The 25,363-nt window shown below is 61.8% G+C and carries 29 protein-coding genes and 2 pseudogenes; 13 read left to right on the forward strand and 18 right to left on the reverse strand.

Features of this window, described 5'->3' with window-relative positions; genetic code table 11:
* The first annotated feature begins 5 nt into the window (after nucleotides 1–5).
* Nucleotides 6–737 carry a phosphonate metabolism transcriptional regulator PhnF gene (phnF, locus tag IPK59_20190; protein ID MBK8160979.1) on the forward strand — a complete coding sequence of 244 codons (732 nt, stop codon included), beginning with the start codon at nucleotides 6–8 and terminating at the stop codon, nucleotides 735–737.
* A 10-nt stretch (nucleotides 738–747) separates the two neighbouring features.
* On the opposite strand, the gene IPK59_20195 is transcribed toward phnF, so the two are convergent.
* From IPK59_20195 to IPK59_20210, 4 genes are read right to left on the reverse strand one after another with little or no spacing between them, the layout of a single operon-like run.
* A complete protein-coding gene (locus IPK59_20195) occupies nucleotides 748–1,410 on the reverse strand; it encodes a class I SAM-dependent methyltransferase (protein MBK8160980.1) in 663 nt (220 codons plus the stop codon).
* Nucleotides 1,407–2,240, reverse strand: a complete 834-nt coding sequence (phnE, locus tag IPK59_20200; GenBank protein MBK8160981.1) for a phosphonate ABC transporter, permease protein PhnE — start codon at nucleotides 2,238–2,240, stop codon at nucleotides 1,407–1,409. The genes IPK59_20195 and phnE overlap by 4 nt, the downstream gene beginning before the upstream one ends.
* A complete protein-coding gene (locus tag IPK59_20205; protein ID MBK8160982.1) occupies nucleotides 2,233–3,081 on the reverse strand; it encodes an ATP-binding cassette domain-containing protein in 849 nt (282 codons plus the stop codon). The genes phnE and IPK59_20205 overlap by 8 nt, the downstream gene beginning before the upstream one ends.
* An 11-nt stretch (nucleotides 3,082–3,092) precedes the next feature.
* A complete protein-coding gene (locus IPK59_20210) occupies nucleotides 3,093–3,989 on the reverse strand; it encodes a phosphate/phosphite/phosphonate ABC transporter substrate-binding protein (protein ID MBK8160983.1) in 897 nt (298 codons plus the stop codon).
* Between the two features lie 240 nt (nucleotides 3,990–4,229).
* Here IPK59_20210 and IPK59_20215 point away from each other — a divergent pair, with 240 nt between their 5' ends.
* From IPK59_20215 to IPK59_20225, 3 genes and pseudogenes are all read left to right on the forward strand, one after another.
* On the forward strand, nucleotides 4,230–5,390 hold the full coding sequence (locus IPK59_20215) for an alpha-D-ribose 1-methylphosphonate 5-triphosphate diphosphatase (GenBank protein ID MBK8160984.1): 1,161 nt from the start codon (nucleotides 4,230–4,232) through the stop codon (nucleotides 5,388–5,390).
* Between the two features lie 68 nt (nucleotides 5,391–5,458).
* Complete coding sequence (locus IPK59_20220) at nucleotides 5,459–5,683, forward strand: hypothetical protein (GenBank protein MBK8160985.1); 225 nt, start codon at nucleotides 5,459–5,461, stop codon at nucleotides 5,681–5,683.
* 454 nt (nucleotides 5,684–6,137) lie between these two features.
* A pseudogene (locus IPK59_20225) lies at nucleotides 6,138–6,547 on the forward strand (hypothetical protein).
* Here the strand turns inward: IPK59_20225 and IPK59_20230 are convergent.
* Nucleotides 6,461–7,264, reverse strand: a pseudogene (locus IPK59_20230) (class I SAM-dependent methyltransferase). The pseudogenes IPK59_20225 and IPK59_20230 sit on opposite strands and share 87 nt — an antisense overlap.
* A gap of 116 nt (nucleotides 7,265–7,380) precedes the next feature.
* Nucleotides 7,381–7,785, reverse strand: coding sequence for a helix-turn-helix domain-containing protein (locus tag IPK59_20235; protein ID MBK8160986.1), 405 nt, complete (start codon nucleotides 7,783–7,785; stop codon nucleotides 7,381–7,383).
* Nucleotides 7,786–7,862: 77 nt separating this feature from the next.
* Here IPK59_20235 and IPK59_20240 point away from each other — a divergent pair, with 77 nt between their 5' ends.
* A complete protein-coding gene (locus tag IPK59_20240; protein ID MBK8160987.1) occupies nucleotides 7,863–8,507 on the forward strand; it encodes a cation transporter in 645 nt (214 codons plus the stop codon).
* 31 nt (nucleotides 8,508–8,538) lie between these two features.
* Here IPK59_20240 and IPK59_20245 read toward each other — a convergent pair whose 3' ends face one another.
* The 12 genes from IPK59_20245 to folE form a co-directional block, all read right to left on the reverse strand.
* Nucleotides 8,539–9,549 (reverse strand): nickel/cobalt transporter, encoded by a 1,011-nt coding sequence (locus tag IPK59_20245; GenBank protein ID MBK8160988.1) that lies wholly within the window; start codon nucleotides 9,547–9,549, stop codon nucleotides 8,539–8,541.
* Nucleotides 9,540–10,217, reverse strand: a complete 678-nt coding sequence (locus IPK59_20250) for a DUF1007 family protein (protein MBK8160989.1) — start codon at nucleotides 10,215–10,217, stop codon at nucleotides 9,540–9,542. The genes IPK59_20245 and IPK59_20250 overlap by 10 nt, the downstream gene beginning before the upstream one ends.
* 139 nt (nucleotides 10,218–10,356) lie before the next feature.
* Complete coding sequence (locus tag IPK59_20255) at nucleotides 10,357–11,751, reverse strand: ABC transporter ATP-binding protein (protein ID MBK8160990.1); 1,395 nt, start codon at nucleotides 11,749–11,751, stop codon at nucleotides 10,357–10,359.
* Nucleotides 11,748–12,542, reverse strand: a complete 795-nt coding sequence (locus tag IPK59_20260) for an ABC transporter permease (protein ID MBK8160991.1) — start codon at nucleotides 12,540–12,542, stop codon at nucleotides 11,748–11,750. The genes IPK59_20255 and IPK59_20260 overlap by 4 nt, the downstream gene beginning before the upstream one ends.
* Complete coding sequence (locus IPK59_20265; GenBank protein MBK8160992.1) at nucleotides 12,539–13,465, reverse strand: ABC transporter permease; 927 nt, start codon at nucleotides 13,463–13,465, stop codon at nucleotides 12,539–12,541. Before IPK59_20265 ends, IPK59_20260 begins: the two co-directional genes overlap by 4 nt.
* Before the next feature lie 5 nt (nucleotides 13,466–13,470).
* Nucleotides 13,471–14,976, reverse strand: coding sequence for an ABC transporter substrate-binding protein (locus IPK59_20270; protein ID MBK8160993.1), 1,506 nt, complete (start codon nucleotides 14,974–14,976; stop codon nucleotides 13,471–13,473).
* A gap of 78 nt (nucleotides 14,977–15,054) precedes the next feature.
* Nucleotides 15,055–15,567 (reverse strand): GNAT family N-acetyltransferase, encoded by a 513-nt coding sequence (locus IPK59_20275; GenBank protein ID MBK8160994.1) that lies wholly within the window; start codon nucleotides 15,565–15,567, stop codon nucleotides 15,055–15,057.
* 29 nt (nucleotides 15,568–15,596) lie between these two features.
* On the reverse strand, nucleotides 15,597–15,962 hold the full coding sequence (locus IPK59_20280; protein ID MBK8160995.1) for a hypothetical protein: 366 nt from the start codon (nucleotides 15,960–15,962) through the stop codon (nucleotides 15,597–15,599).
* A gap of 13 nt (nucleotides 15,963–15,975) precedes the next feature.
* Nucleotides 15,976–17,184, reverse strand: coding sequence for a GTP-binding protein (locus IPK59_20285; GenBank protein ID MBK8160996.1), 1,209 nt, complete (start codon nucleotides 17,182–17,184; stop codon nucleotides 15,976–15,978).
* Nucleotides 17,185–17,198: 14 nt separating this feature from the next.
* On the reverse strand, nucleotides 17,199–17,432 hold the full coding sequence (locus tag IPK59_20290) for a hypothetical protein (protein ID MBK8160997.1): 234 nt from the start codon (nucleotides 17,430–17,432) through the stop codon (nucleotides 17,199–17,201).
* Nucleotides 17,433–17,542: 110 nt separating this feature from the next.
* Nucleotides 17,543–18,037 carry a phosphoribosyl-AMP cyclohydrolase gene (gene hisI, locus IPK59_20295; GenBank protein ID MBK8160998.1) on the reverse strand — a complete coding sequence of 165 codons (495 nt, stop codon included), beginning with the start codon at nucleotides 18,035–18,037 and terminating at the stop codon, nucleotides 17,543–17,545.
* A complete protein-coding gene (gene folE / locus IPK59_20300) occupies nucleotides 18,030–18,680 on the reverse strand; it encodes a GTP cyclohydrolase I FolE (protein MBK8160999.1) in 651 nt (216 codons plus the stop codon). Before folE ends, hisI begins: the two co-directional genes overlap by 8 nt.
* On the opposite strand from folE, the gene IPK59_20305 reads away from it, so the two are divergent.
* The 8 genes from IPK59_20305 to IPK59_20340 all read left to right on the forward strand — a co-directional run bounded on the left by IPK59_20305 (nucleotide 18,680) and on the right by IPK59_20340 (nucleotide 25,135).
* Nucleotides 18,680–19,228: a transcriptional repressor gene (locus IPK59_20305; protein MBK8161000.1), complete on the forward strand. Its 549-nt coding sequence runs from the start codon at nucleotides 18,680–18,682 to the stop codon at nucleotides 19,226–19,228. The genes folE and IPK59_20305 overlap by 1 nt on opposite strands.
* Nucleotides 19,128–20,441, forward strand: a complete 1,314-nt coding sequence (locus IPK59_20310; GenBank protein MBK8161001.1) for a GTP-binding protein — start codon at nucleotides 19,128–19,130, stop codon at nucleotides 20,439–20,441. The genes IPK59_20305 and IPK59_20310 overlap by 101 nt, the downstream gene beginning before the upstream one ends.
* Before the next feature lie 23 nt (nucleotides 20,442–20,464).
* The gene (locus tag IPK59_20315) at nucleotides 20,465–20,743 is read left to right on the forward strand and encodes a hypothetical protein (GenBank protein MBK8161002.1); all 279 of its coding nucleotides are present in this window, start codon (nucleotides 20,465–20,467) and stop codon (nucleotides 20,741–20,743) included.
* On the forward strand, nucleotides 20,744–21,556 hold the full coding sequence (locus tag IPK59_20320; GenBank protein MBK8161003.1) for a metal ABC transporter ATP-binding protein: 813 nt from the start codon (nucleotides 20,744–20,746) through the stop codon (nucleotides 21,554–21,556). It abuts the gene before it with no gap.
* Entirely contained in the window at nucleotides 21,553–22,428 is an 876-nt protein-coding gene (locus IPK59_20325) for a metal ABC transporter permease (GenBank protein MBK8161004.1), read from the forward strand. The genes IPK59_20320 and IPK59_20325 overlap by 4 nt, the downstream gene beginning before the upstream one ends.
* Nucleotides 22,429–22,445: 17 nt before the next feature.
* Nucleotides 22,446–23,444: a zinc ABC transporter substrate-binding protein gene (locus IPK59_20330; protein MBK8161005.1), complete on the forward strand. Its 999-nt coding sequence runs from the start codon at nucleotides 22,446–22,448 to the stop codon at nucleotides 23,442–23,444.
* A gap of 427 nt (nucleotides 23,445–23,871) precedes the next feature.
* The gene (locus tag IPK59_20335) at nucleotides 23,872–24,048 is read left to right on the forward strand and encodes a hypothetical protein (protein MBK8161006.1); all 177 of its coding nucleotides are present in this window, start codon (nucleotides 23,872–23,874) and stop codon (nucleotides 24,046–24,048) included.
* 124 nt (nucleotides 24,049–24,172) lie between these two features.
* Nucleotides 24,173–25,135 (forward strand): GTP-binding protein, encoded by a 963-nt coding sequence (locus IPK59_20340; protein ID MBK8161007.1) that lies wholly within the window; start codon nucleotides 24,173–24,175, stop codon nucleotides 25,133–25,135.
* Nucleotides 25,136–25,363 lie beyond the last annotated feature (228 nt).

The raw sequence follows: 25,363 nt of genomic DNA on the forward strand, positions 1-25,363 counted from the left end.
AAGGAATGCCGCTCATGGAAATCACGCGCGAAGCTGGCTTGTCCGTCTGGCGACAGATTCAGCAGATCATCGAAAGCGAAATCCGCGAGAAGCTCTATGTCCCTGGCACGCGGCTGCCGACCGAAGCCGATCTTGCCAAGCGCTTCCAGGTCAACCGACATACTGTCCGCCGCGCCCTGTCGCGGTTGGAGGAACGGGGATTGCTGCGCACGGAACAAGGACGCGGTACCTTCGTGCAGGAAGCGATCATCGACTACAAGGTCGCCAGCCGCACGCGCTTCAGCGAAAATCTGACCAAGCAACACCGTGCGCCCAACCGCACCCTGCTCGCTGCCATGGACATGCCCGCCCCGACAGAGGTTGCGCGAGCCCTTCGCATCCGGCGCGGCGCGCCGATCGTCTATCTTCTGACCACCGGCGAGGCAGACGGTCGTCGCATCAGCGTCTCGGCACATTATTTTCCCAAGCCCCGGTTCGATGGCATCGCCGAATTAGTGGCCGAAACTCGCTCGATCAGCACTGCCATCAAGCGTTTGGGGATCGACGAGTTCACGCGGGAAACAACCCGTGTTCTCGCCCGCATGCCGACGACCGAGGACGCGCGCCAGCTGGAAATGCCCAGGAACCGCCCGATGGTGGTCACCGAAGGCATCAATATCGACGCCGATGGCGTGCGGATCGAATTCAGCGTCTCGCGCTTCTGCAGCGATTGGGTGCAGATCGTCGTCGAACCCTGAACCATTAGCCTCATAGCCGATCGGCGACCAGGTGCCAGTGATAGCTGCCGGGCTTCTGGTGCGGCCGGTCGATCAATGACTGCAGTTCGAAGCCTTGAAATAGATCGATGAGTTCGGCGGCGTTGCAATAGAAATGCGGATGCGCCTTGTCGCTCTCCTCAGAGATGACGAAGGTATTCGGCGCCACCTCCTCGCCCTTTCCATAGCGACCATTCCGCTTGGAGAGCATCGTCCCCTGATAGATGCCGCCGGGCTTCAGGACGCGCCGGATCTCATCCAGGCATTGCCGGACCACGTCCCGGTCACCGTGATAGATGACGTTCCAGGCGAGCACATAGTCGCAACTCGCATCCGCCAGGGGCAACGCCAGCATGGAACCCTCCCGAAAATCGATGTCGAGTTTCTCGGCCGCAGCCTGGGCGCGGGCGAAGTCGAGACCGCTCGCACTCCCGTCCAATGCCGTGACACGGCATCCCAGCCGCGCCAAAGCCAAGGCATGGCGACCAACGCCGCAGCCGATATCCAGCACCGTTTCAGGCCCGGTAGCGGTGACCGTCGCTATCACCTCTGCCTCCGGTTCCAGCCAATCGACGCGGCCGGCGTCGATCGACCAGCGTCGATCCCATTCCGCGACGGCTGTCGCCAAGGGATGGAGGGCAGATTCCGACGTCATGTCGATGGCCTCAGGATGCGCTGACGCAGCATGGAGCTCAGCCGTTCCACCACCAAGACCAACAAGAAGACGCCGATGATGATGGTTGCCGCCTGGTCGTATTGGAAAAGGTCCATGGCGACCTTGAGCTCGATGCCGATGCCGCCGGCACCCACCAGCCCCAGTACGACCGAGGCGCGCGTGGCTTTCTCCAGGGTGAAGAGCGCCGAATTGATCATGGATGGCATGGCGGCGGGCAATACCGCGGAGAAGACAATGCCGGACTTCCGGGCTCCTAGGGCCGTCAAGGCTTCCTGTGGCCCCTTGTCGGTTTCCTCCATCGCTTCGGCGAAGAAGCGACCGCAGAAGCCGATCGCATCGACGACCAGGGTCAGCATGCCGGCAAAAGGGCCGAGACCTACCGTCACCACGAAGAACAATGCCCAGACCAGGTCCGGCACGGTGCGAAACAGGGCGGTCAGCCAGCGCGCCATATAATAGAGGCCGATATGGGGCGTCAGGCTGCGCGCCGCAAGAATGGCCAGCGGCACGCTCAGGATGACGCCGATGACAGTGCCGGCGAAGGCCATCTGGAACGTCTCCAGCATGGAGACGCCGACCGATTGAATGCGGGCCAGGCTGGGCGGGAACATCTCGCCCACCAGCCGCGCCATATTGGGCAGGCCCTCGACGAACGACCGAACAGAAATGTCGCTGCCCTGGAGCGAGAACAGGAAGAAGCCACCTGCCGCCACATAGAGCGCAAACATGCCAGCACTGGGCCGCATGAGCCGCGGCGGCGGCGTCACGCCCGGCCGCAGGATCGGTGCCGCCAAGGTGGTATCACTCATAGACGCCTCGCAGATCCCTGGCATCAAGTGACGCCGACATTGCATCGATATCGATCCGCCCACCGCGCAACGCCACGACCCGGTCGGCAAAGCGCAGCGCGTGGTTGATATGATGCGAGGTGAACACCAGCGTCAGGCCCTGCTGGCGGATCAGCTCGGCAAAAAGCTCCATCACTTCTTCGCCAGCACTGGGATCTAGGCTTGCCACGGGTTCATCGGCGAACATCAGTCGGGGGCGCTGCATCAGCGTGCGTGCGATCGCCACGCGCTGCGACTGTCCGCCAGAGAGCTGGTCGGCCCGGCGACTGGCGAAATCGGCGAGGCCCACCAGATCCAGGCAGTGCATTGCCTCGTCGCGCAGCGCGCTGGGCGCCATAAAATGAAACCAGCCCCGTGGACCGCTGACGCGCGATTGCGCACCGTGCAGGACGTTGCTCAGCACCGAAAGCTGGCCAACCAGATTGTGGCGCTGGAAGACGAAGCCGATCTGGGCGCGCAGACGCCGCAGGGCACCTTGATCAAGGGCGCGAACATCCTCACCCAACAGGTGAATGCTGCCACCACTGGGTTCGATAAGACGCAGACAGCAGCGGAGCAAGGTCGATTTGCCGGCGCCGTTGCTGCCGATCAAGGCAACCGCCTGTCCGCTCGGCACCACCAGAGACACACCATCGAGGACGGTCGTGGTGACCTGATATGATTTCCGGAGGTTGCTGATATTGAGCTCGATCGCCGCCGTGGCGCCGCGAGCGTGGACGCCATCCAACGGGCGGCGAACCGCTGCGGCATAGGCCGCAGCGATCCGTGGTTTCCCCGTTCTGGCGACGGATGCGACCGTCATGGCCAATGCCCCTATTGGCCGACGAATTCAGCGTATTCAGGATAGCCGATGGTCGCATACATACGGCGGACATAATCGTAGTCCTTGTCCTCGATCGAGGCCAGGAAGTGCATGCCCTTGTACTTCTGGGTGTCCTCACCCTTCAGCAGGGCCTCGATGAGCGCAGGCTGATTGTCGATGAAGGCCTTGCGCACCTTGTCGATCATGGCCGGATCGACATGCTTGCCGGCCAGCACCGGATCGTTGGGCAGGTCGCGGCCACGGGCGATGACCTTGAATGCGGTATCGGGGAATTTCGCCCGCACGCTGGCAAGATGGGTCGCATTCATGCCGATGGCCGCGATGTCACCCTTGATCAGGCTTTCAACGGCAACATTGCGGCTGACATGAAGCGGCTCGATATCCTTCATCGGGTCTACGCCGAAATCGGCCAGCACCTGCATGGGACCGATATGGGCCGAGGTAGAACCGATATCGCCAAAGGCGACTTTCTTGCCCTTGAGATCTTCGGGGCCGGCAATCGGGCTGTCGGCCAGTGTCACGATCATGGCGAAGTAATCCGGACGTTGAAAGCCAACCACTACCTGGGCGTCGGTCCGTTTCTTGAAGACCACATATTCGGCCGGTCCGGTGAGGACGAAGTCGACCTGTTCAGCGCGCATCGCCTCGACGGCGGCGGTGCGGCTGCTGACTGGGGTGAATTTGATTTCATAGCCCGTGGTCTGGGCAAGAGTCTCTGCCAAGGCGCCATACTCGCGCTGCAGGTCCTCAAGACCGGCGATGTCGGTCACGGCGAAGCGAATGGTGTCGACAGCTTGGGCGAAATTCGCCTGCACCAGCAAAGGCAAGGCCGCAGCGGCGGCAAGCACGGCGCGGCGCGCATATTTGGTCCCGGCAAGACAGATCATAGCGGCTCCCTTTCAAAACATCCCAGCGGCACAATTCCGTGCCCCGCCAGAGCATGGGAGCGACACGTGACTCCTTTAAGACTCCGATGTTTCAACAATGTGACGACCGGTAGACAAGCCGGAACCCAGTCCAAGAAATCGCGCCAGACGTCGATTCTTCTCGATCCTTTCGCTGGATCATCCCGGGGAAAGTCCCGATCATCCCGACATCAATTGGGATCGATGATGGAGTTGAGTGTGATGGATTTTGTGATTGCCGGCGGCAGTGCCATGCTGCCCGATGGAACGATCGCACAGGCCGATCTGCGGGTGTCGGCCGGGAAGATCGTCGCCGTCGGCCAATCGGACAGCGCATCAGCGCGTCGCTGGCGCGCGGATGGTCTCATGGTGCTGCCCGGCATGATTGATTTGCATGGCGATGCCTTCGAGCGCCAACTGATGCCGCGGCCCGGAGTTCGCTTTGCCGATGACATGGCATTGCTCGATACCGACCGGCAGCTTGTCGCCAATGGCATCACCACGGCCTATCATGGTCTCACCTATAGCTGGGAACCCGGCCTGCGTGACGCCGATTCCGCCAGGCGATTTGTCATGGGCCTGCGGCAATTGCGCCCGCGCCTCTCCTGTGACACCCGCCTTCATCTTCGCTTCGAAACATTCAACCTTGATGCGATCGATGAGGTTATCGGGTGGATCGAGGCCGGCCTGATCGACCTTCTGGCCTTCAACGACCATACCGACGATATCGCCGAGAAGCTCTCAGACCGCCACAAGCTGGCGGCCTATGCGTCGCGGACGGGCCTCACCGGCGACGACTTCGCAGAGATGCTGCGGCAGACCAAGGCACGGGCCCCGGAGGTTCCGGCGTCCATGCTACGCCAGTCGGATGCCGCGCGCGAAGGATCCCTGCCGATGGCATCTCATGACGATATCTCGCCGGAGATGCGAGCCGGTTATCTGGCACTCGGCTGCCGCATCTGTGAGTTTCCGCTGGATCGGTGCACGGCGCGGGCAGCACTCGATCACGGCGGCATTACCATTCTGGGCGCTCCCAATGTGGTCCGTGGCGGGAGTCATGCAGCACGGCTCGGGGGTCGGGAAGCGGTCGCCGAGGGCCTCTGCAGCGTCTTGACCTCTGACTACTATTACCCTGCCCTGATGAACGCGGCGTTTACGCTGGTCAATCTGGGCCTGGCGGATATCGGCACAGCGTGGAACCTGGTTTCAGCGAATGCCGCCGATGCGGTCGGCCTGGCGGATCGCGGCCGGCTGGCTGCCGGTCAACGCGCCGATCTTCTGCTGGTTTCGTGGGAGGCCGGCAGCCTCCCTCGACTCATTGCCACCTTCGTCAACGGCGAAGCCGTGTTCACCGCGGACAACCCGCTGCGCATGATTGCCTGACCGCGCTTCCCACGGCCGCCTCCAGCACCGATCGGTGGTTCATCCTTGACGCCGCCGCCGTCAATGCCTTGGACAGCACCGGCATCGCGGCCCTGGGCAGCATCCGAGGCGATCTCCCCAGGCGCAGACTAGCCTTCGGCAACGCAGATGTGAACAGCGAGGCCAAACACATCGTCGAGCGGGCCGGACTCCAGGACTGGCTGGGCCAGCAGATGCTGTTGCCGAGCGCCGAGGCCGCCGTTGCGGGGTTCGAGGCCGTCGGCCTGAGCGATACGTCAAAGAAGAGCGGATGACTGACTACGCGGTCAGGATCCCCCTTCTAAAGCGCACCAAGGAGACACCGAAGAATAAGAACGTGGTCGCAGCGACACTGCAAAGCTGCGGCCCCTCGTGTCTCAACACTCTGACGACGGACAGTCACCGAGTTGCCTATGCGGCGAGGAAGTGTGTGGCTGTGCTGGCAGTCAGAGGCTAACTAGTCTCTGGTCGGTTTCCCTGCTTTTCAGGGAAATAACAGGGAATACAGTCAAATTAGCTCGTACGAGCCGGCTCAGATATAGCTTTTGCCGTCTGATTTCAAGCTGTTAGCCAGCCAACTCCCTAGCCAAAATAACAGGGAATTAATGGCGGGCTTCAGGGAGGACCTACGTTAGAGCAGCCAATTTCGTAAGTTCCGGTGCTGGCGCGGTTGTTTGGCCGCCTCTAAGGCTGCTCTCCTTCACTGCGGCGATATCCCCTCCGTAGTAAATGACAATGCCGAGACTGAAACCGGAAAGTCAGCGGAACTTGAAGCTTTCTGGCGGCCCAACCGGTCGCGGCGACTAAATTGGCGGCATTGTGGTCACCGCGGGAATCGAAGAGATCACCATCGCCGAGCGTTTCGAACGCGCGAACGATGATTACGCCTCGATCCTTGTGAGGTCCTGGCCGACCGTTTCGCCGAGGCGATGCACCAACGCGTACGGCGCGAGTTCTGGGGCTATGCGCCGGATGAGACATTCCTCCCTGACGAGCTGGTGGGGAGCCTTACCGCGGCATTTACACCGCCGCCGCGGGTGCTGCAAAGCAGATCATTTCGACGCCTTTCTGCCAAATACAACGTAGTTGTCGAAGTGCTGCCACGCCGTCCCAACTTCCACGAAACCGCCGCTGCGTAGGGCGGCGAGGTGAAAATCGACCGGACAATCCTCCCCGCTCGCCGAGCGCTTCGGCGGTCGCGTCGCGAAGAAAGCATCGCGACGTTGCTTCAGGGCTGCCAGTCGCGGCGTCGCCTCCGCGCGGTTCCACCAAGCTTCCCAATCATCCTCTCCGCGGTCAACGGCCGCCTGCTCGACACGTTCGCGGAGCGCCTGGGCAACATCGGCGAGGGTCGACCAGCGACTGTCGAAGCGCATATGGTCACCGTTCATGAGAATCCCGCCTGGAGCCAGCAACTCGCCAGCTTCGCCATAGAACTCGACCAAGTCACCCGGCGATAGCCAATGCAGGGCCGTCGTCGAGACGATCGCGGCCGGCGCGCTTCCGCACAGCGATTCAACCGCCGTTGCCACGCCTTGCCGCCAGGCGGAATTGGAAAGATCGGCCTCGACGATACGCACCCTGTTTTCGTGGCCTGCCAGCGCGACTCTTGCGATTTCGAGCAGCATGACATCCGCATCCACGGCGATGACCTTCGCGGCCGGAAAGCGGTCGAGGAGGCGTCGGCTCAGGGAACTCGGCCTGCAAGCGGCGTCGATCGCCGCGAACCCGTCCTCGAAGGCCTGCTCCAGAATTTGAAACATGGCTTCAAACCGTGCCTCGCGCTACTCGATATAGCCTTCCTGCTGCCGATCCCAGCGCTCGAGCAAAGCGATTATCTCTTCGTCAGCCGACATAAAAATCCTCTTCAGACTTCGCCCGCGCTGGCATCGCTGTGCCATAGTTGCATGAAGGGCCATGTTCACTAACTGATGGCCGCCGCATGCGCCGCCATCCATTTGACTGCCTCAATCTAGTCTCGTGGCGCCAGCGCTTCCAGGATGCGGCACTCTGCAATCCTGCCGCTATGGCATTGCCGGACCAGCGCGTTGAGTTCGCGCCGCAACTCCTTGAGGTCGGCAATCTTGCGATCCACGTCGGCGAGGTGCCCGCTCGCGATGGCATCGACGCTCTCGCAGGATTGCTCCTTCTGGTCGGCCAAACCAAGCAGATTTCGCACCTGCTCGATCGAGAAACCGAGATCACGGGCGCGCCGGATGAAACTGAGGCGGTTGAGATGGCCGGTTTCATAACTTCGATAATTGCCCGCGGTTCTCTTCGGCTTGGGCAGCAGTTCGACTCGCTCGTAATAGCGGATCGTTTCAACCTTGGTGTCCGTGGCGGCCGCCAATTCGCCAATGGAATAGCTTTGCCTCATCTCTTGACCCTGTAGTTGCTACAGGGTCCATATATAGGGCCTGTGCCCGGAATTGACCAGTAGAACCGAGGATAATCATGGCGGGTTGCTGCGCGAAGGATCATTGCTCCGAACAAGCCGCTAAGGCATTGAACAGCACCGTCTGGCGACGCGCCCTCTGGATCGCGCTCTTGGTGAATGGCGGAATGTTCGCGGCCGAGATGGTCGCCGGCCTGGCCTCGGGCTCGGCGTCGCTCCAGGCGGACGCGCTCGACTTCCTGGGCGACGCCGCCACCTACGCGCTCAGCCTTGGCGTGGCGGGGCTGGGCCTTGCATGGCGAGCCGGCGCGGCACTAGTCAAGGGCTGGGGCCTGTTGATGCTCGGCTTGTGGGTCATCGCGTCAACGGGTTGGCATGCCTATTTTGGCACCCTGCCCGAGGCCCAGATCATGGGCGTCGTGGGGTTTGTGGCGTTGGTGGCAAACGCTGCCATCGCATTGATGCTCTATCAGTTCCGGACCGGCGATTCCAACATGCGCTCGGTCTGGATCTGCTCCCGCAATGACGTGATCGGCAATATCGCCGTCATGGGCGCTGCTGCTGGCGTATTCGGCACCGGCACCAGCTGGCCGGACCTGATCGTGGCGGCAATCATGGCCAGCCTCAGCATGAGCGGCGGCTGGCAGATCCTGCGCCAGGCTCGTACCGAGCTCAACACGGCGCGGCGCGCGGCCGCGGGCTAGGAGCAACTGACGAACCACGGGAAACTGCCCGCTAAAGCAGCGGGTGCTGCTGCAGCATGAGTGCCGATTGCAGCAGGGCCAGGCCCGCCGCCAGGATCACTACGCCACCGAAGACCGCGATGGCGTCGAGAATGTTGGCGATCCCGGTGGATTGCACCGGAAGATTGCCCATCACCCCCAGGATCATCTGCCGGGCATAGACCGACAGGGCGGCAAGAGCGAAGACGGTGAGCCCTGTCCCCAAGGACATGGCGAGGACCGCCCAGATGCCGGCGAGGGGAAGGTTCATGGCATGGGCCGCCAGCAGGACCAGGATCGCGCCGCTGCAGGGGCGAATGCCGACGGAGAGGACCAGGGCGAAAAAGGTTCGCAGCGACAGCGGTTGGGCGAGATCGCTTCTGGTCGGGCCGTGGGAATGGCCGCAATGCGCGCAATCGTCGTGATCAGGATGGCTGTGACCATGTCCATGATCCTGATGGTGATGATGATGCCCGTGGTGGGCATGGCCGCCGCCTTTGCGGCGGAAGATCCGGCGCAACCTTGAAACCACCAGCATCAAGCCGACGATCGAGATCAGTCCGTAACTGATGGCCTCGAAGGTGATGGCCGTCGTCTCCGCCCGCCGAAGACTGAAGTCGAGGAGACTGACGGTAGCATAGACGAGGACGATCGCCGTCAGGCCCTGCACCAAGGAGGCAACCATAGACAACAGGACACCGCGCCGGAACTCGCTTTCCTGGGTGAGCAGATAGGTCGAAATCACGATCTTGCCATGACCGGGCCCAGCGGCGTGGAAGATGCCATAGAGAAAACTGAGAGTAATGAGACTCCAGGTGGCGGCCCCCTGCCGTTCGGCAACGGCATGCATGGCGGCGGTCAGCTGTTGATGCAGCGCACGCTGGATCTCGGCCACCCTGATCAGCAGCCGCGCCCAGAGATCGCCGCCGGCGCCGGCGTGAGATGCATTGAGGTGGATCACCACGGTCGCCACCAGCACGCCGACGAACAGCGCGCCAAGGAACACACGAAGCCTCACTGGCATGTGACGATCACCCGTTCGGCGAAGATGGCACCGAGCGACACGTCGGGCGGCGCATTTCGGTCCAGTGCCGCCGCCAGCAGGGAATCCTCGGCCGTCGGGCTTGGCGACTTGATTTCACCGAGGCATTTCTCGGCACCCTTGCCCCGGAACGCGATCAAATCACCTTCCAGATGCAGCATCTCGATATAATAGGTGGGATCGAAGATCGAATAGGACACCTCGTTCGTTTTGAGGTCGACCGGCTGTGCCAGCGGCAGGATGAATTGCAGCCACAGGCGCCCCTGGCGCATTTCGGTCTTGAAAGACGTCACCGTCCCGAGATCGAGACGCTTCTCCGCCGCCCGCACCTCGGTGAAGTAGTTGTAGTCTTTGAGGTTGTGCAGGTTCTCGTTGGCAAGTTCCTTCAACTGCGCCTCCAAATCCTTGCCTTGCTTCTGCCAATCGTCGAGGACGAAGAGTGTATAATATTCATCGAACAACCATTCCTCATCGATGGCGGTCATCTTGCCGGTCTCGTCCAGCACCACCGTGCTGCGCACATCGATCCAGGCATGCGGGTGCGCCATGGCGGGCGTGAAGGACGCGTTTACCAGGCATATCAACAGCCCCAGCAGAACCGAGCGCAGGATGAAGGCTTGCAGGGACGAAAAGCGTTGGTACGGCTTCATTTTGTAGCAGAGAATCCAGTGCGGGTTCCGCCCACGACGGAACTCGAAAGATGCTAGACTGAATTCCCGGGTGTCTGAAGCGGTAAAAAGACGGTTCTATCCCCCTCCTTCGGGCGCGGATTGCCGCAGGTAAGCTGGTTTACTTGGTTTCGGAAAGAGCCAGAGTCGCGTCGGCCATTTTCCCGAGCAACGCCAAATCATGACTGACCAGAATGATGGCGCAGCCACCGTCGGCAAGGTCGCCCAATACGTCCATGACCGTCTTCTGCGTGATCGGGTCGAGCCGGGATGTCGGCTCGTCGGCGAAGATCAGTTTCGGATGGGTCAGCATCACCCGGAGCAGCGACAATCTTTGCAGCTCACCCCCGGATACCTGATCGGGAAAACGATCCAGCAGGATCGGGAACAGGCCGAGGCGATCCATGAGGCTGGCTATGTCGGCATCGCTGCTGCCAAAGCGCTTGGCCACATCGTTGATGGTCTGCTTCAGAAATCGCCTCGGCGGAAACGCCGCGACCGGATCCTGGTACAGCTTCTGGCGCGCAATGCCCTGAATTTCGGCTTGATACGTCATGCGCCCGGCGTCAGGAGCGTGCAGCCCGAGTATGACGTCACCCAAAGTCGACTTGCCGCAGCCGGACGGCCCCGATATGCCGAGGATCTCCCCCGCCTTGATCTCGAAGGCGAGATCCCGTGCCAGATTCCGGCCGCCACGGGCGAAGCCGAGGCCGGTCGCCGTTGCCACAGGCTGCCCCGATCTGGTGGATCGTTTCGGCCAATGCACCGGATCGGACTGGACCAGGTGTCGCGTATATTCCGTCTGGGGGTTGTCAAACAGATCGGCGGTGGCATTGGCTTCCACCACCCGGCCATCGCGGATCACCATGGCCCGGCCGCCGATCATTTGTGCCAGCGCCAAATCATGGGTAATCACCAGAAGGCCACCCGTCGCCCCCATGCCACTCAACAGCAGGCGCGCCACCTCGTCGCGGCGCGCGGCATCCAGGCCCTTGGTCGGCTCGTCGGCGATGACGATGTTCGCCCCGCCCGCCCGCGCGGCAGCAAAAGCGACGCGCTGCGCCATGCCGCCGGAAAGCTGATGCGGATATTTGCCGCCCGCCCCGGCGAGATCCAGGGAAGTAAGATCGGATTCTGCGCGATCCGCTGCCGCCGGGCCGGGGAAACCGCCCACCAGTTGATGGACTTCCGCCACCTGTTTCTGCGCGCGCATCAGCGGGTCAAGGGAAAGCCAGGGCTCCTGGGGAAGAACGGATACGCGTCGGCCCCAGAGGGCGCGGAACCCGGCGGGTTTCGCGGCATCAAGCTGCCGGCCGTCGATCGACACGGTCCCCTCCGCCCAGAGATCGTCCGGCAGCGTTCCCATGATGGCCTGCACGAGGAGGCTCTTGCCCGACCCGGTTTCTCCCAGCACCACGAGTGGCTCGCCAGGCTCAAGAGTGAGAGAAACGGGGTGCAGGATGGTGTCGTTTCCGGATGTCGATACCGAGATCGCGTCCACATGCAGCAAGGTCATGAGCGATTGCCCACGATCAGGATGAGGCTCAAAAGCAAAGTGAAGATGGCGAGCACGGGTGTCAGCAGGGCCATCGGCGCCTCGCGCCAGTACGGCAGCAATTCGACCATCATGAGGCCCAGTTCCGGTATCGGCGCGCGCATGCCGACATTGACAAAGCCAAGGGCCGCAATCGCCATGATCGCCGTGGCCATCCCGAAGGCACCGACGGTGAGCATGACCGGCGCGATTTCCGGCCAGAGGTGATGGCGGAACACATAGCCCGGTCCGAAACCGAGCAGGCGCGTTGCCTGCACCGCGGGCGAGGCCAGCACCGACCTTGCCGTCGCGCGCGTCAGCCGGAAGAACTCGACCCAGAGAACCAGCGACAATCCAGCCCAGAAGCCGAGCGCCGTTCCCGGCACGATGGCAAGGACGATGAGGATCATGAGCAGGCCCGGCAGGGCCAGCAGGGAATCGGCTACAAGGGCAAGGACCCGGTCGATCCAGCCACCGCGCGCGGCCGCCACGGCACCCAAGGCCAGGCCAGCCGCACCAGCCGTCAGCACCGCCGCGACGGCGATCAGCGGGGACAGGCGAAGCGCATGCGCCAGGCGGTGATACAGGGATCTGCCAAGATGATCGTATCCAAACGGTCCGGCGGCATCCGGCCCGGCCAGGGATTTGACGAGGGATTGCGACAATGGATCGCCCGGCACGATGCTGGGCGCAATCAGCGCGAACCCGACCACGGCCGCCAGCAGCACCGCGCCCACATATCCGGGTGCGGCAAATCTTGACTTTAAAATCATGCGGCACCCCGGGGGTCGATCCGGCGCAAGGCCAAATCGATGATTGTGTTGACCAGGACAAAGCCCAGCCCCAGAACCAGCGCCGTCCCCTGCACCATCGGCACGTCGCGGGAAAACACGGCATGCACCAAGGCATGACCGATGCCCGGCCAACCGACGATGCTTTCCACGACCACGACACCTTCGACGAGTGTCACGAATTGCAGGCCAAGATAGGTCAGAAGCGGTACCGACACATTCCTTAGGCCATGCCGCCACAGAACCTGTGACCGCGACAGCCCTTTCCATTCGGCAAAGTGCCAGTAACTGGATCTCGCGACCTGTTCCGTCGCATCGCGGGCAACGCGCGCGGAGACGGCCGCAAGGCCGAGGGCAAGAGCCAACGCCGGAAGAAGGAAGTGGCGGGCCTCGCCATAGCCGGCGGCCGGCAGCCAGCCCAGTTCGACGGCCAGGATCACGATGAGGACCAGCGCCATCAGGAATTGCGGGGTCGCCTTGAAGGCGGTCGAGACCGTAAGGAGAGCTCTATCCGTGATCCCGCCAGGACGGAGGCCAGCCAGAATCCCGATCGGCGGCCCGATGAAAATGGAGAGCAGGACAGCGGCGATCGCCAGCTGCAGCGATGCGCCGAGTTGGTGAATGATTTCTTCCATGACGGGACTGCCGGATACCAGCGAGACGCCGAAATCCAGGCGCGCGAGGTCGCCCATCCATCTCGCAAGCGCCGGGAGGGCCGAACCATTCAGGCCCAGCTCCTCCCGCACGGCATCGGCCGCCGCTGCGTTCACGTTGTCATAGCCATAGCGACCGGCGGCGATCCGCCAGGCGGCATCTCCCGGCAGTGCCCGCATCATGGCGAACGTCGCAATGCCGACGATGAGGGCTACCATGAGCGCCTGGAACAAACGTGACAGCAGCGGCATTGTGGTCAATCCGCCCAGGTAATATCCGAGAGACCGAAACTCCGCTCCCAGGGATCGATGCGGGCACCCTTGATGGTGTTCGAGACGGCAAGGGTCTGCTGGTACCAGGCGATGGCAATGACCGGCAATTCGGCCTGGAGGATGCCGGCGATCTTGGCGCGGGACTCGTCGCCGCCATCGCCGCGGGCAAGGCCCTTGGCCAGGTCGACGATTTCGGTGTTGTTCCAGCCCATGGCGCCCCAATCCCCGTTCGGCGCGTAATCCTGGAGTACCGTACCGATCGGATCCGGAACCAGTGCGAAGTTGCGCGCCACCAGCCCCAGTTCAAGGGTCCCGGCGGCATGACGGGCCGGAATCTCGGACGAATTGGTGCTGTCGATCTTCACCTCGATGCCGATCTGCCGAAACTGCTGCTCCAGCACGGCAGCGACGAGCGGCAATTCTGGCCGGTCCGGATAGGTGGTGAGGACCAGCGAGAAGCGTTCGCCATCCCGCTCAAGGATACCGTCCGGCCCGGCCTTCCAGCCTTGCGCTGCCAGCATCTCGGCGGCCTTGGCCGTGTCATAGGCAAGCGGCTCCAGCGCCGTCACATGCCAGCCGCCGACCGACGGCGGGAACAGCTGCGTCGCGGCGGCGGGATAGCGCAGGATGGCCATCGCCAGGCCGGGCCGATCGATGGCAAGGCTCAGGGCCTGGCGGGCCTCGACCGTGTTCAGCTTGGGATGCGCGGCGTTGACCTTTAGCATGAGAGACCGCGGGACATCCGCCTTCAGAACGTTGACCTTGTCGGATTGGGAAAGGCGGGTATAGCTCGCCGGATCCAGGCCATAGACGAATTCCGCGTCACCCGATTCTGCCATGAGGGCACGGGTCTCAGCGCGCCCGACGGCGGTATAGCTCGCCTTCTCGATCTGGGGCTTCTCTCCCCAATAGGCCGGGAAGGCTTCAGCCGTCACCGATTGCGGCGGCGTCATCGTGACGACGCGATAGGGTCCCGTGCCGATGGCATTGACCGCCTGACCATCCGGCCCATAGGCGGCAGGTGCCAGGATCTGCGAGCGGTACTCGGCGAGATATGCCGGCAAGGCGGCCAGCGGCTCCTTCAACGTGACGATCAGACTGCCGTCGCGTGCGGTGATATCGGCGATCAGCGCCTTCTCCAGTAGCCCGGGCTTGGCTTTGGCGATGTTGAGCGCATTCGCCGCCGCCGCCGCGGTCAGCGGCGTACCGTCGTGGAACTGGACGTCCGGTCGGATGGAGAACGACCATTCCAGTTTGTCGTCACTGACCTTCCATTCGGTTGCGAGACCGGGATAGAGCCTGCCTTCGCTGTCGGCGTTCACCAGGGTCTCGACAATGCCCATGTTGGTGAAGATCGTACCGCTGGTGGTCGGGTCGGCCGACACGACCTCGAATGCCGCGACGACATCCAGCGAGCCATCGCCGGCGGCCCAAACCGGTGTCGACAGGGACAGAAGGACGGAAAGCGAAGCCGCAAATTTCAGATTCATATCAGGTTTCCTGTTCATTTCAGACTGTTATAGAAAGTCAGTTCCTATTCAGATATTCGGGCGGATGAGCCGAGAAACTTATTGATGAATTTCTTTCCGCAGCGCCTTTGTCATGTCGATCATCTCAATTTCCAGTCCACCTCGTGTCTTCCACTGGTGAGTGCCAACCCGTTCATAGCCTTTGGATTCGTAAAACTTGCGACCCGATCGACTCGCTTTGATCTGCACTCTTTCGGCACCCCGCGATTGCATCTCTTGTTCAGCGCGCTGCAAAAGCGCGCTTCCCAGACCCCGACCTTCAGAATTGGGCGAGACATAAAGTCCAGTCAGTTCGTCACCGTGATAGGAGGCGAATGCACAGACAATTCCGTATTCGCCCGCTGCAACCAGGAATGTCTCGCCCTCTTCTTTGATGCAGCGAATGTAGAAGTCGGGCGAGAGTCCGGCCGCCCAACTCCTGGCCTCTTCGAGCGTGTAGGATCGACTGCCCAGTTCAAGAATTGAACTCTCATGCACGTGATGTATGGCTGGGGCATCATCCAGACTTGCAATCTGTATAGTAAATTTACGAGACATTTCCCCATCACCCATGGAATGACCGGCAGGTATCTTTCTGAACTTCACGTCAGGTAAAGCGAGCTCGCGCCACGCTTCCGATCTCGAATCCGCTGAATGATATGACGACGAAGATGGCTGGGGATGCTTTGTCTGTTCGGCCAATGCAGGGGGCATCCTGCAAGCCGGCACTCTGCTGCAACCTCGCGCCCGTTTTCATATCGATGCTGGTCCAGTTCGTTCCAGCCATCAAACTCTCGGTAGTTGCAGGCATTCCCGGCAACGGCATCCTGGAAGCCCCTGTAGAAAGCCGGGTGCAGCAACACGCGGCGCGCCCGTTCCCAGGTTTTTGCGCCCTTGAACTGGTCGTTGGTCGTGAGCCAGCCATCGTTCTGGCTTAGGCGACGAATTGCAGTATCTTGGACTTGCATGACCGCGCCGCGCTCAGGCTACCGACCAGACGGGGAACGGATCGGACAGCTCGCGCCAGGCGTCCGGCTTCATCCCGCCCTCATCCACGAGGCATTCATCCAGTTGCCGACGGATCGAAGCCTCGTCCATATCGGTGCCGATGAAGACGATCTCCTGGCGCCGATCGCCATAGGCCTTGTCCCAGTTCTTCTCGATGGCCTGCCGCCAGGTCGGCTCCGTCGGCCATCGCTCGGCTGGTACATTCACCCACCAGAAACCCATGGCCGATGTCTGGACAAGGGCGCCGGCCTGGCTGAGCTCGCCGACCCAGCGCGGCCGTGTTGCCAGCCAGAAATGTCCCTTGGCGCGGACGACACCCGGCCAGGGGCGATTGATGAATGCGTGCAGGCGCTCCGGATGGAATGGCCGGCGCGCGCGATAGACAAAGCTGCGGATGCCGTATTCCTCGGATTCAGGCTTGTGATCGGCGAAACCGTGCAATTCCTTGAACCAGAGCGGATGCTCCTGGGCTTTCTCATAGTTGAAGCGGCAGGTATGCAGGATCCGGTCGAGCGGCGCCCGGCTCATATTGGTTTCCACGAGATCCGCGTCCGGGTTGAGGGCGCGGATGATCTTCCGTGCCGTGGCAAGCTGGTCGGGTGTCGCCGACTCCACCTTGTTCAGAATGACGACATCCGCGAACTCGATCTGGTCGACGAGCAGATTGACCAAGGGCCGATTGTCGTCCGGGCCCAGGGATTCGCCGCGATCCGCCAGGAAATCACTGGATGCGTAATCCTTCAGCAGGTTGACGGCATCGACCACGGTCACCATCGTGTCGAGACGAGCGACGTCGCTGAGGCTGACGCCAGCTTCGTCGCGGAAGTCGAAGGTCGCAGCAACCGGCAGCGGTTCCGAGATGCCGGTGGATTCGATCAGCAGATAGTCGAAGCGGCCTTCGCCGGCCAGCCGTCGGACCTCCTGGAGAAGATCGTCCCGCAAGGTGCAGCAGATGCAGCCATTGCTCATTTCGACGAGTTTTTCGTCGGTGCGGGAAAGATCGCTGCCGCCGCGGACGAGATCGGCGTCGATGTTCACCTCGCTCATGTCATTGACGATGACGGCGACACGCTTGCCATCGCGGTTGTTGAGCACGTGGTTGAGCAAGGTCGTCTTTCCGGCACCAAGGAAACCGGAGAGGACGGTGACGGGAAGTCGTTCGTCTACAATCGGTCGTTTCATGAGATTGCCTTATGTCAATGGGCGTTGCCAGGTCCGGTGGCGTCGGCCAGAACCTCGTCTGCGAGCTTGTTCAAGAGGAAGGCGCACTTCTGGTGACCGAATTCGGCGACCAGCCGGGGCAGGATTTCCACGAGCAATGCCGAGGTGATGGCCGAGGCGGGGAGTGCGGACTTTTCGGCCCGCGCGATGGCATCGGCGAGGATGTTCCGCGCCGGAATGAACTGAGCGGGCACCTCGGTGCCAGGCACAGTGCTTTCCGGCAATGATGTTTTCTTGCGCCCCGCCTTTGTCGTTGATTTCGAACCAGGTCTTTGTTCTCGGCCAAATGGCCCACGAATATGTTTCATGTTTTGGCCTGTCATAGAATGGTGGGATTGTCGGCATCCCCATAGACATCAGAGGGGTCGAAGAGCTTCTGCTGCTCCTGGAAACGCAACGAGACCGGCCGGTCGGCGGGAAGGCCGAGATCGACGGACCGGTAGAAACAGGATCGGTAGCCGACATGGCAGCTGCCGCCGATGCCGCCCACCGCCACGCGAGGCCAGACGCTGTCTTGGTCGTCATCGATTCTCATCTCGACGATCTTGTGAACCTGGCCGCTGCTGGCGCCCTTGTGCCAGATGCGCTGCCGCGTGCGGCTCCAGTAATGGGCCTCGCCCGTATCGATGCTGCGGATGAGGGCCTCGGCGTTCATGTAGCCGAGCATCAGGACTTCGCCTGACGTGGCGTCCGTCACGACGGCGGGGAGCAGGCCTCGCTGGTCGAATTTGGGCGCTAGGACGCCACCTTCCTCGACCTGCGCCACGGTGGCGCGGATGGCGAGCCAGGGTGACCAGCGGCTGTTGTCAGCCATGTTTCGCCCCCATGCCATACCCGGTCAGCATGAGGAATTCCTGGCGCGTGGCAGCGTCGGTCCGGAACGTGCCGAGCATCCGGCTGGTCACCATTGAGACACCGGGCTTCCGGATGCCTCTGGTCGTCATGCATTGATGCGCGGCCTCGATGACGACCGCGACGCCGTGCGGTTGCAGCGCCTTGAACAGGGTGTCGGCGATTTGCGCCGTCAGGGCTTCCTGGATCTGAAGCCGCTTCGCGAACACCTCCACCAGCCGCGCAAGCTTGCTGATGCCGATGACGCGCCCTTTGGGCAGATAGGCCACATGGGCCTTGCCGATGATGGGCACCATATGGTGTTCGCAATGGGATTCGACCCGAATGTCCCGCAGCAGGACCATTTCGTCGTAATCCGACGTCTCGGCAAAGGTCGTCGCGAGAGAGTCCTGCGGATCGCTGTCATAGCCCGCGAAAAACTCCTCATAGGCGCGCGCGACCCGGGCCGGTGTGCCGCGCAACCCTTCTCTGTCGGGATCGTCCCCGGCCCACGCAATCAGTGTGCGGACGGCTGCCTCGGCAGCTTGACGGGTCGGGCGGGGCCGCCCAGCGACCTCTTTCAGGCGGTCAGGCGGGCGGCCACTTGAGATAACGGGTAGGTCCATTGTCTACAGGCATGTCATTGTTGCTCTTTGATACGTTATGTTATAACATTACATCGCAAGTCAAGGAGGCGCTTATGTCGCGGGATCGTCCTTCCAGCGGCTCGGCAGAGGCAAAATCGGAAAGCATGGCCGAGATGCCTGCTTTGTCGAGCCGGACGCGGGAGGCCGCTCTGGAGGTTCTGAGGGACGCCCGGATTCCGCTTGGCGCCTATCACCTGATTGACCGAATGGAGGGGAGATTGGGGCGTAAAGTGGCTCCCCCCACGATCTACCGGGCGCTGGAATCGCTCCAGGCCCAGGGGCTGGTGTCGCGGATCGAAGCCCCCAGCGCCTATGTTGCATCTTCGCATCCCGGCGAGGTTCGGAGATGCGTCTTCTTTGTCTGTGGCGAATGCAGCCACTCAGTCGAAATCGAAAATCCAGTCCTCGACAACCTCCTTGCCCAGGATGCCGATCAATTGGGCTTCCGCATCGCTCGGCGGGTTCTGGAACTGGAAGGTACCTGCGCCAGTTGCCAGCAGCAAAAATCGGTGGACCGCGGAGACTAGCGTGAACAAGAAACTGAAGAGTGACCTCGTCGATCTGGAAAGATTGGCGACACCGATTTCCCTGCTGACCGGATTCCTGGGCAGCGGCAAGACCACCGTGCTCAACCACCTGCTGGGGCAGCCGGATTTGTCCAGCACCGTGGTGATCATCAATGAATTCGGCGAGATCGGCCTGGATCACGAGCTCGTCGAAAGCACCAGCGAGGAGATGGTCCTCCTGCAGAGCGGCTGCCTCTGCTGCACCATCCGAGGCGATCTGGTCGATACCATCCACGCGCTGATGCGGCGCCGAGTGAAGGGCGAAATCCGCCCATTCGAGCGCATCATCATTGAAACCACGGGTTTGGCCGATCCGGCGCCGATCCTGCACACGCTGATGACAGAGCCGACGATCGCGACCTGCTTCCGTCTCGATGGCGTCATCACCACCATCGACGCGGCAACGGCCATGGCGACCTTCGACCGTCAGATAGAATCTGTGAAGCAGGCGGCGGTTGCCGACCGCCTGCTGCTAACCAAATCCGACCTCGTCGACAAGGAGGCGATCGAGGCCCTGAAGCAGCAGCTGCGGGCGATCAACCCGGCGGCGCCGATCATCATGACCACCAACGGCGCGGTGAGCCCGCCCGCGATCCTGGACGCCGGCCTGTACAACCCCAAGACCAAATCACTGGACGTTCAGCGCTGGCTGAAGAGCGAGGCGTTCGAGCGGGACGCGCATAGTCACGACCACCACGATGATGACGAATCACACGGCGGGCACGACCACTCCGGTCACGGCCACCATCACGGTCACGCACATGACGTGAACCGTCATGATGCGACGATTTCCGCCACCTGCCTGGTCGCCGACGCCCCCTTGAAGCTTGTGGCCTTCGAGCTCTGGCTCGACAGTCTGCTCTATCTCAAGGGACCGGACATCTATCGGATCAAGGGCATCCTGAACATCGAGGGCGCCAAGGGTCCGCTGGTCATTCACGGCGTCCAGCACATCTTCCATCCGCCCGTGATGCTGAAGAAATGGCCGAGCGAGGACCGCCGCTCGCGCATCGTCTTCATCGGCCGCGATCTCGATGAAAGCGCCCTCAGGGACACGCTCAAGATTTTCACCGACGGCGACAAGATCGCCCGTCTCGACCTGGCCAAGAGTCCGCTCCTGAAACCGGTCGCGGTGCCGGGCGACGACATCGCTATGTTCCAGGTCGAACTCTAGACATCGAACCAAGAGGATTTTCCATGAACCGCGCGGCGGATTCGACGGCTTCCCTGAAGCTGGAAACGTTTGAAGACTGGCAGCACTGCATCACGCAGATCTGCGGCATCCCCCTGACCCCGGCCTTTGTCGAGGAACGCATCGCCGCTCTGGAAAACCCTCGTTCCTCGGCTGCGGAAAAGTTCGAAAAGACCTGGGGCCGGACTCACCGGGAGAAGGTCGTTGCCTGGTTCAAGACCGCGCGCGAGCAACTGGCGGACGACGCGTCAACGCCATCCTCGATTTCGGGACGGCCTTCCTAAATGGCTGCGGTTTCGTTCACGACGATCGCACAAGCCGACCGAGCGCCGCCCGTCCAATGGAGCAACCTGACCCTCGGCTACAATCGCCGCCCTGCCATTCATCATGTAACGGGTGATATCGAGGCGGGCTCGCTGACCGCGCTAGTCGGCCCGAACGGTTCGGGCAAATCGACACTGCTGAAGGGCATCGTCGGCATCCTGAAGCCGATGACGGGCAAATGCACGGTTCGGACAAAGGCCGGTCTTGCCTATCTGCCGCAGCAATCCGAGCTGGACCGGACGTTCCCCACCACCGTCGGCTGCCTCGTGGCGCTGGGTCTCTGGTCGCGGCGCGGTCCCTTGGGGCGCCACAACGCCGCGGACAGGATGGCGGTCGCCGGGGCCCTCACCGATGTCGGCCTCGTCGGCTTTGAAGACCGGCCGATCGACTCGCTCTCGGGCGGACAGCTTCAGCGTGCCCTGTTTGCCCGGGTTATGGTGCAGGATGCCGACCTCATTCTCCTCGATGAGCCGTTCAATGCCATCGATGAAAGCACCGTCCACGACCTCCTTCATCACCTGAAGCGCTGGCATGCAGATGGCCGCACCGTCATCGCCGTCATGCATGATCTCGACCTGGTCCGGTCGCATTTCCCCGCGACCCTGCTGCTGGCCCGCGAGCCGATCGCCTGGGGAAGTACGAAGCAGGTTCTGACCGCCCCGAACCTCGCGAAGGCCGGTGCCTTCAGCGCCGCCTGGCAGCCGGACGCGCCCTGGTGCGGTCATGAACCGGATTCCACCCGGGACCAAAGACATCTGCGGGTGGGACAATGACGACCATCTACGATTGGCTCGTCGGCCCCTTCGCCGATTACGCCTTCATGCGGAAGGCGCTCTTCGGCTGCCTCCTCCTTTCCCTTTCGTCTTGCCCGGTCGGCGTCTTTCTCATGCTGCGCCGGATGAGCCTCACCGGTGACGCGATGTCGCACGCGGTCCTGCCCGGCGCCGCCCTCGGTTTCCTCCTCTATGGCCTGAAGATCGTGCCGATGACCATCGGCGGCCTCATTGCCGGCGCCCTCGTCGCCGCCTGCGCGGGTGCGGTTGCGCGCCTCACCATCCAGCGGGAAGACGCCTCCATGGCGGCTTTCTATCTGATGTCCCTGGCAGTGGGCGTCATGATCGTCTCGCTGCGCGGATCCAGCGTCGACCTCATGCATGTCCTCTTCGGAACGGTACTCGCGCTTAATACCGAGGCCCTCACTTTGATCCTGGTCATCGCCGGAACGACGCTCGTGGCCCTGGCCGCCTCCTGGCGGACATTGGTCGCGGAATGCCTCGACCCCCTATTCCTGCGGTCCGTATCGACCCTGGGTCCAGTCGTCCACTTCGTCTTCCTGGCCCTGGTCGTCCTCAATCTGGTCGGCGGCTTCCAGGCCCTGGGAACGCTGCTTTCCGTCGGCCTCATGATGCTGCCGGCGACGACCGCGCGGTTCTGGGCGACGCGCGTCACCACCATGTGCGTGATCTCCGCGGCAATCGGCGCTGTCTCCAGCCTGGTCGGATTGCTGCTGTCCTATCACCTCGAACTGCCTTCCGGCCCTTCCATCATCCTCGCCGCCAGCAGCCTCTACCTCGTTTCCCTGCTCGCAAGCCCGCGAGGCCTCATCGCCTACAGGTTTCCACCAAGCGCGCATCGACGCGCGTGATTGCAAAGGAGTGACCCATGTCAAAGATAGCATCCATCGCAGCGGCGGCGACGATCGCCACCCTCTCGTCTCTCTTCATCAAGAGTGCGGCGGCCGACAACCTCAAGGTCGTCTCGACCTTCTCGATCATCTCCGACTTTGCCAAGAATGTCGGCGGTGACCGTATCGATCTCACGACCTTGGTCGGCCCAGATGGCGACGCCCATGTCTACGAGCCGAAGCCGGCGGACGGGGCGGCCCTCAGCGAGGCCGATGTCGTTCTCGTGAACGGTCTGCAATTCGAGGGATTCCTGGATCGTCTGGTCGAGGCCAGCGAGACCAAGGCGCCGATCGTGGAACTCACCAAGGGCGTCGAGCCACTGAGGGCAATGGATGAAGAGCACGAGCATGAACATGAGCATGAGGGCGAGGCCGCGGAAGGCCACGATCATGATCACGAGCATGAGGAGGAGCACGAGCATGAGGAGGGACATCATCACCACGGTGAATTTGATCCCCATGCCTGGCAATCGGTCCACAATGCCGAGATCTATGTCACCAACATCTCGGCCGCCTTCTGCTCCGTCGATCAGGCCGGGTGCGATGTTTATAAATCCAACGCCGAGGCCTATCTCGCCAAGCTGAAGGCGCTGGAGACGAGCGTCAAGGCCGAGCTCGCCGACATTCCGGCCGACAAGCGGACCGTGATCACTTCACATGACGCGTTCGGCTATTTCGAGCACGAATACGGCCTCAAATTCCTGGCGCCGGAAGGCATTTCCACCGAGGCCGAGGCGTCGGCCGCGGACGTCGCAAAGCTCATCGACCAGATCAAGGAAGACAAGGCGTCAGCTCTCTTCGTCGAGAACATCACCAACACGGCGCTGATCGACCAGATCTCGGCCGAAACGGGTCTCAAGGTCGGCGGAACGCTCTATTCCGATGCGCTCTCCGGCCCGTCGGAACCGGCCGCCACCTATATCGACATGATGAACCACAACGTCGCGACCCTGAAGAAGGCCATCACGGGGAACTGAGGATCAGGGTTGTTGGGTTTTGATCTCGTCTCCACACGTCAGCCGATGACGGGATCAAAACCCTCCCTTCCCCCAGCCCTGTAACCTCTACTTTGTAGACCATGGGTTGTGCGAACATCTGGCTGGGCGAACAACCTTGCGGATTGAGCGGTGCGACATTTTGGGACGACGAGAAATCCAGCGTCCGGGCAAGGGCCGGAAACGAGACAACCAACGCAACGACGAAACTTTAGGCCAGCACCGTGATGAGTGCCCTGGCGACGGCGGATTCTGTTTGCCTTGAAATTATTATGTTATAACGTTACATATTCATAAACTACCTTCGCGTCGAGGGAACATGAACGCTGAGCCTCCCTGCCCGCTCCCCCTTGGAACTGACGAGGCCGTGCTGCCGGCCGGGTTCGCGAGGGCCCGCGAACTCTTTTGCTTGGCGCTGGATGATTGCGCGTTCGAAAAGCTGCCGAACCACAGTGTGCTCGCGGCGATGACGACAGAACTCGTGCCGAGGCTGGTGGCGCTGTATGGCCCGCTCGGCGCCTCCCACATTCTGGAAACATTGGCGCAGACAGCTCTTTCCGATAAGTCCAGCCACACCCAGCAATAGACGCTTGCCACGGTGGGATACGCGCTGAACGGAGTTGAGCACACCCCTGGCCGGCGCTGGTGCTCGCGCGGCAAAGGGCAAACGGCACACGTCAAAACTAACCTAAACCGAGGAAAGAGAAATCATGAACAAGCAAACCCCGGTGACCGTGCTGACCGGCTTCCTCGGAGCCGGTAAGACCACGCTTCTCAACCGGATTCTGACCGAGCAGCATGGCAGGCGATTTGCTGTCATCGTCAATGAATTCAGCGAGACCGGCATCGACAATGAGCTTGTTGTCGATGCCGATGAAGAAATTTTCGAAATGAACAACGGCTGTATCTGCTGCACTGTCCGAGGGGATCTGATCCGGATTCTGTCCGGATTGATGAAGCGCAAGGACTTCGACGGCATCATCGTCGAAACGACCGGAATGGCTGATCCGGCGCCGGTCGCCCAAACTTTCTATGTCGACCAGGATGTTTCCGGGAAAACCCGTCTCGACGCCATCGTGACAGTGGTCGACGCGGTGAATTTCTCAACCCATTTGGACGAGGCACATGAGGCAGCCGAGCAGATCGCCTTCGCAGACGTGATTCTGCTGAACAAGGTCGATCTTGCACAGGAGGAAGCACTGAAGGCGACCGAGGTGCGCATCCGCGCGATCAACCCGTATGCGAAAATCGTTCGCACGGAAAAATGTGCGGTCGACCTCGATCAGGTTCTCGGACTTGATGCCTTCAGCCTCGATCGCGTTCTCGAAATCGAACCCGGCTTCCTGATCGAGGAGCACGAACATGAGCACGATGAGGAGATTACGTCCGTCTCGTTGCACAGCGAGGCACCGCTGGACCCGAACGCATTCAGTACTTGGTTCGGGCGACTGATCCGCGAGAGAGGGCAAGACATCCTTCGATCCAAGGGCATCCTAGACTTTCAGGGAGAGGATCAGCGCTATGTCGTGCACGGGGTTCATATGCTGACGGATGGCAGCTTTCTCGGCCCCTGGCCTGACGGGAAAGCGCGCAACTCGAAATTGGTCTTTATCGGGCGCAATCTTGACGAAATGGGCCTGCGCGAGGGGTTCGAGGCCTGTCGCGCAGCATGATACGCGATACGAGCATCAGTATGCTCCGGGCCGATGTCGAGCAACGCGGACGAATCTTCCAGACTGGTGCCGTTCCAGTCGGAAGTATCTGCGTTGGCGATGCCGTCGTCTCCGCATGGGGCGATGGACGACTTCGCATTTTTCGGCCTGATGAAGAGCCGAAAGTCGTGAACGTCCACCGGGGCGCGATCCTCTCTTTGGCGCAGGCGCCCGATGGCGCGATCTTGA

The sequence above is a fragment of the Rhodospirillaceae bacterium genome (assembly GCA_016712715.1).
In the GTDB taxonomy this organism is placed as follows: domain Bacteria; phylum Pseudomonadota; class Alphaproteobacteria; order Dongiales; family Dongiaceae; genus Dongia.

Bases quoted from the DNA above. Each gene is read 5' to 3' on its own strand.
- phnF (MBK8160979.1), top strand. From the start codon at position 6: ATGCCGCTCATGGAAATCACGCGCGAAGCTGGCTTGTCCGTCTGGCGA.
- IPK59_20195 (MBK8160980.1), bottom strand. From the start codon at position 1,410: ATGACGTCGGAATCTGCCCTCCATCCCTTGGCGACAGCCGTCGCGGAA.
- phnE (MBK8160981.1), bottom strand. From the start codon at position 2,240: ATGAGTGATACCACCTTGGCGGCACCGATCCTGCGGCCGGGCGTGACG.
- IPK59_20205 (MBK8160982.1), bottom strand. From the start codon at position 3,081: ATGACGGTCGCATCCGTCGCCAGAACGGGGAAACCACGGATCGCTGCG.
- IPK59_20210 (MBK8160983.1), bottom strand. From the start codon at position 3,989: ATGATCTGTCTTGCCGGGACCAAATATGCGCGCCGCGCCGTGCTTGCC.
- IPK59_20215 (MBK8160984.1), top strand. From the start codon at position 4,230: ATGGATTTTGTGATTGCCGGCGGCAGTGCCATGCTGCCCGATGGAACG.
- IPK59_20235 (MBK8160986.1), bottom strand. From the start codon at position 7,785: ATGAGGCAAAGCTATTCCATTGGCGAATTGGCGGCCGCCACGGACACC.
- IPK59_20240 (MBK8160987.1), top strand. From the start codon at position 7,863: ATGGCGGGTTGCTGCGCGAAGGATCATTGCTCCGAACAAGCCGCTAAG.
- IPK59_20245 (MBK8160988.1), bottom strand. From the start codon at position 9,549: ATGCCAGTGAGGCTTCGTGTGTTCCTTGGCGCGCTGTTCGTCGGCGTG.
- IPK59_20250 (MBK8160989.1), bottom strand. From the start codon at position 10,217: ATGAAGCCGTACCAACGCTTTTCGTCCCTGCAAGCCTTCATCCTGCGC.
- IPK59_20255 (MBK8160990.1), bottom strand. From the start codon at position 11,751: ATGACCTTGCTGCATGTGGACGCGATCTCGGTATCGACATCCGGAAAC.
- IPK59_20260 (MBK8160991.1), bottom strand. From the start codon at position 12,542: ATGATTTTAAAGTCAAGATTTGCCGCACCCGGATATGTGGGCGCGGTG.
- IPK59_20265 (MBK8160992.1), bottom strand. From the start codon at position 13,465: ATGCCGCTGCTGTCACGTTTGTTCCAGGCGCTCATGGTAGCCCTCATC.
- IPK59_20270 (MBK8160993.1), bottom strand. From the start codon at position 14,976: ATGAATCTGAAATTTGCGGCTTCGCTTTCCGTCCTTCTGTCCCTGTCG.
- IPK59_20275 (MBK8160994.1), bottom strand. From the start codon at position 15,567: ATGGGTGATGGGGAAATGTCTCGTAAATTTACTATACAGATTGCAAGT.
- IPK59_20280 (MBK8160995.1), bottom strand. From the start codon at position 15,962: ATGCAAGTCCAAGATACTGCAATTCGTCGCCTAAGCCAGAACGATGGC.
- IPK59_20285 (MBK8160996.1), bottom strand. From the start codon at position 17,184: ATGAAACGACCGATTGTAGACGAACGACTTCCCGTCACCGTCCTCTCC.
- hisI (MBK8160998.1), bottom strand. From the start codon at position 18,037: ATGGCTGACAACAGCCGCTGGTCACCCTGGCTCGCCATCCGCGCCACC.
- folE (MBK8160999.1), bottom strand. From the start codon at position 18,680: ATGGACCTACCCGTTATCTCAAGTGGCCGCCCGCCTGACCGCCTGAAA.
- IPK59_20310 (MBK8161001.1), top strand. From the start codon at position 19,128: ATGCCGATCAATTGGGCTTCCGCATCGCTCGGCGGGTTCTGGAACTGG.
- IPK59_20315 (MBK8161002.1), top strand. From the start codon at position 20,465: ATGAACCGCGCGGCGGATTCGACGGCTTCCCTGAAGCTGGAAACGTTT.
- IPK59_20320 (MBK8161003.1), top strand. From the start codon at position 20,744: ATGGCTGCGGTTTCGTTCACGACGATCGCACAAGCCGACCGAGCGCCG.
- IPK59_20325 (MBK8161004.1), top strand. From the start codon at position 21,553: ATGACGACCATCTACGATTGGCTCGTCGGCCCCTTCGCCGATTACGCC.
- IPK59_20330 (MBK8161005.1), top strand. From the start codon at position 22,446: ATGTCAAAGATAGCATCCATCGCAGCGGCGGCGACGATCGCCACCCTC.
- IPK59_20340 (MBK8161007.1), top strand. From the start codon at position 24,173: ATGAACAAGCAAACCCCGGTGACCGTGCTGACCGGCTTCCTCGGAGCC.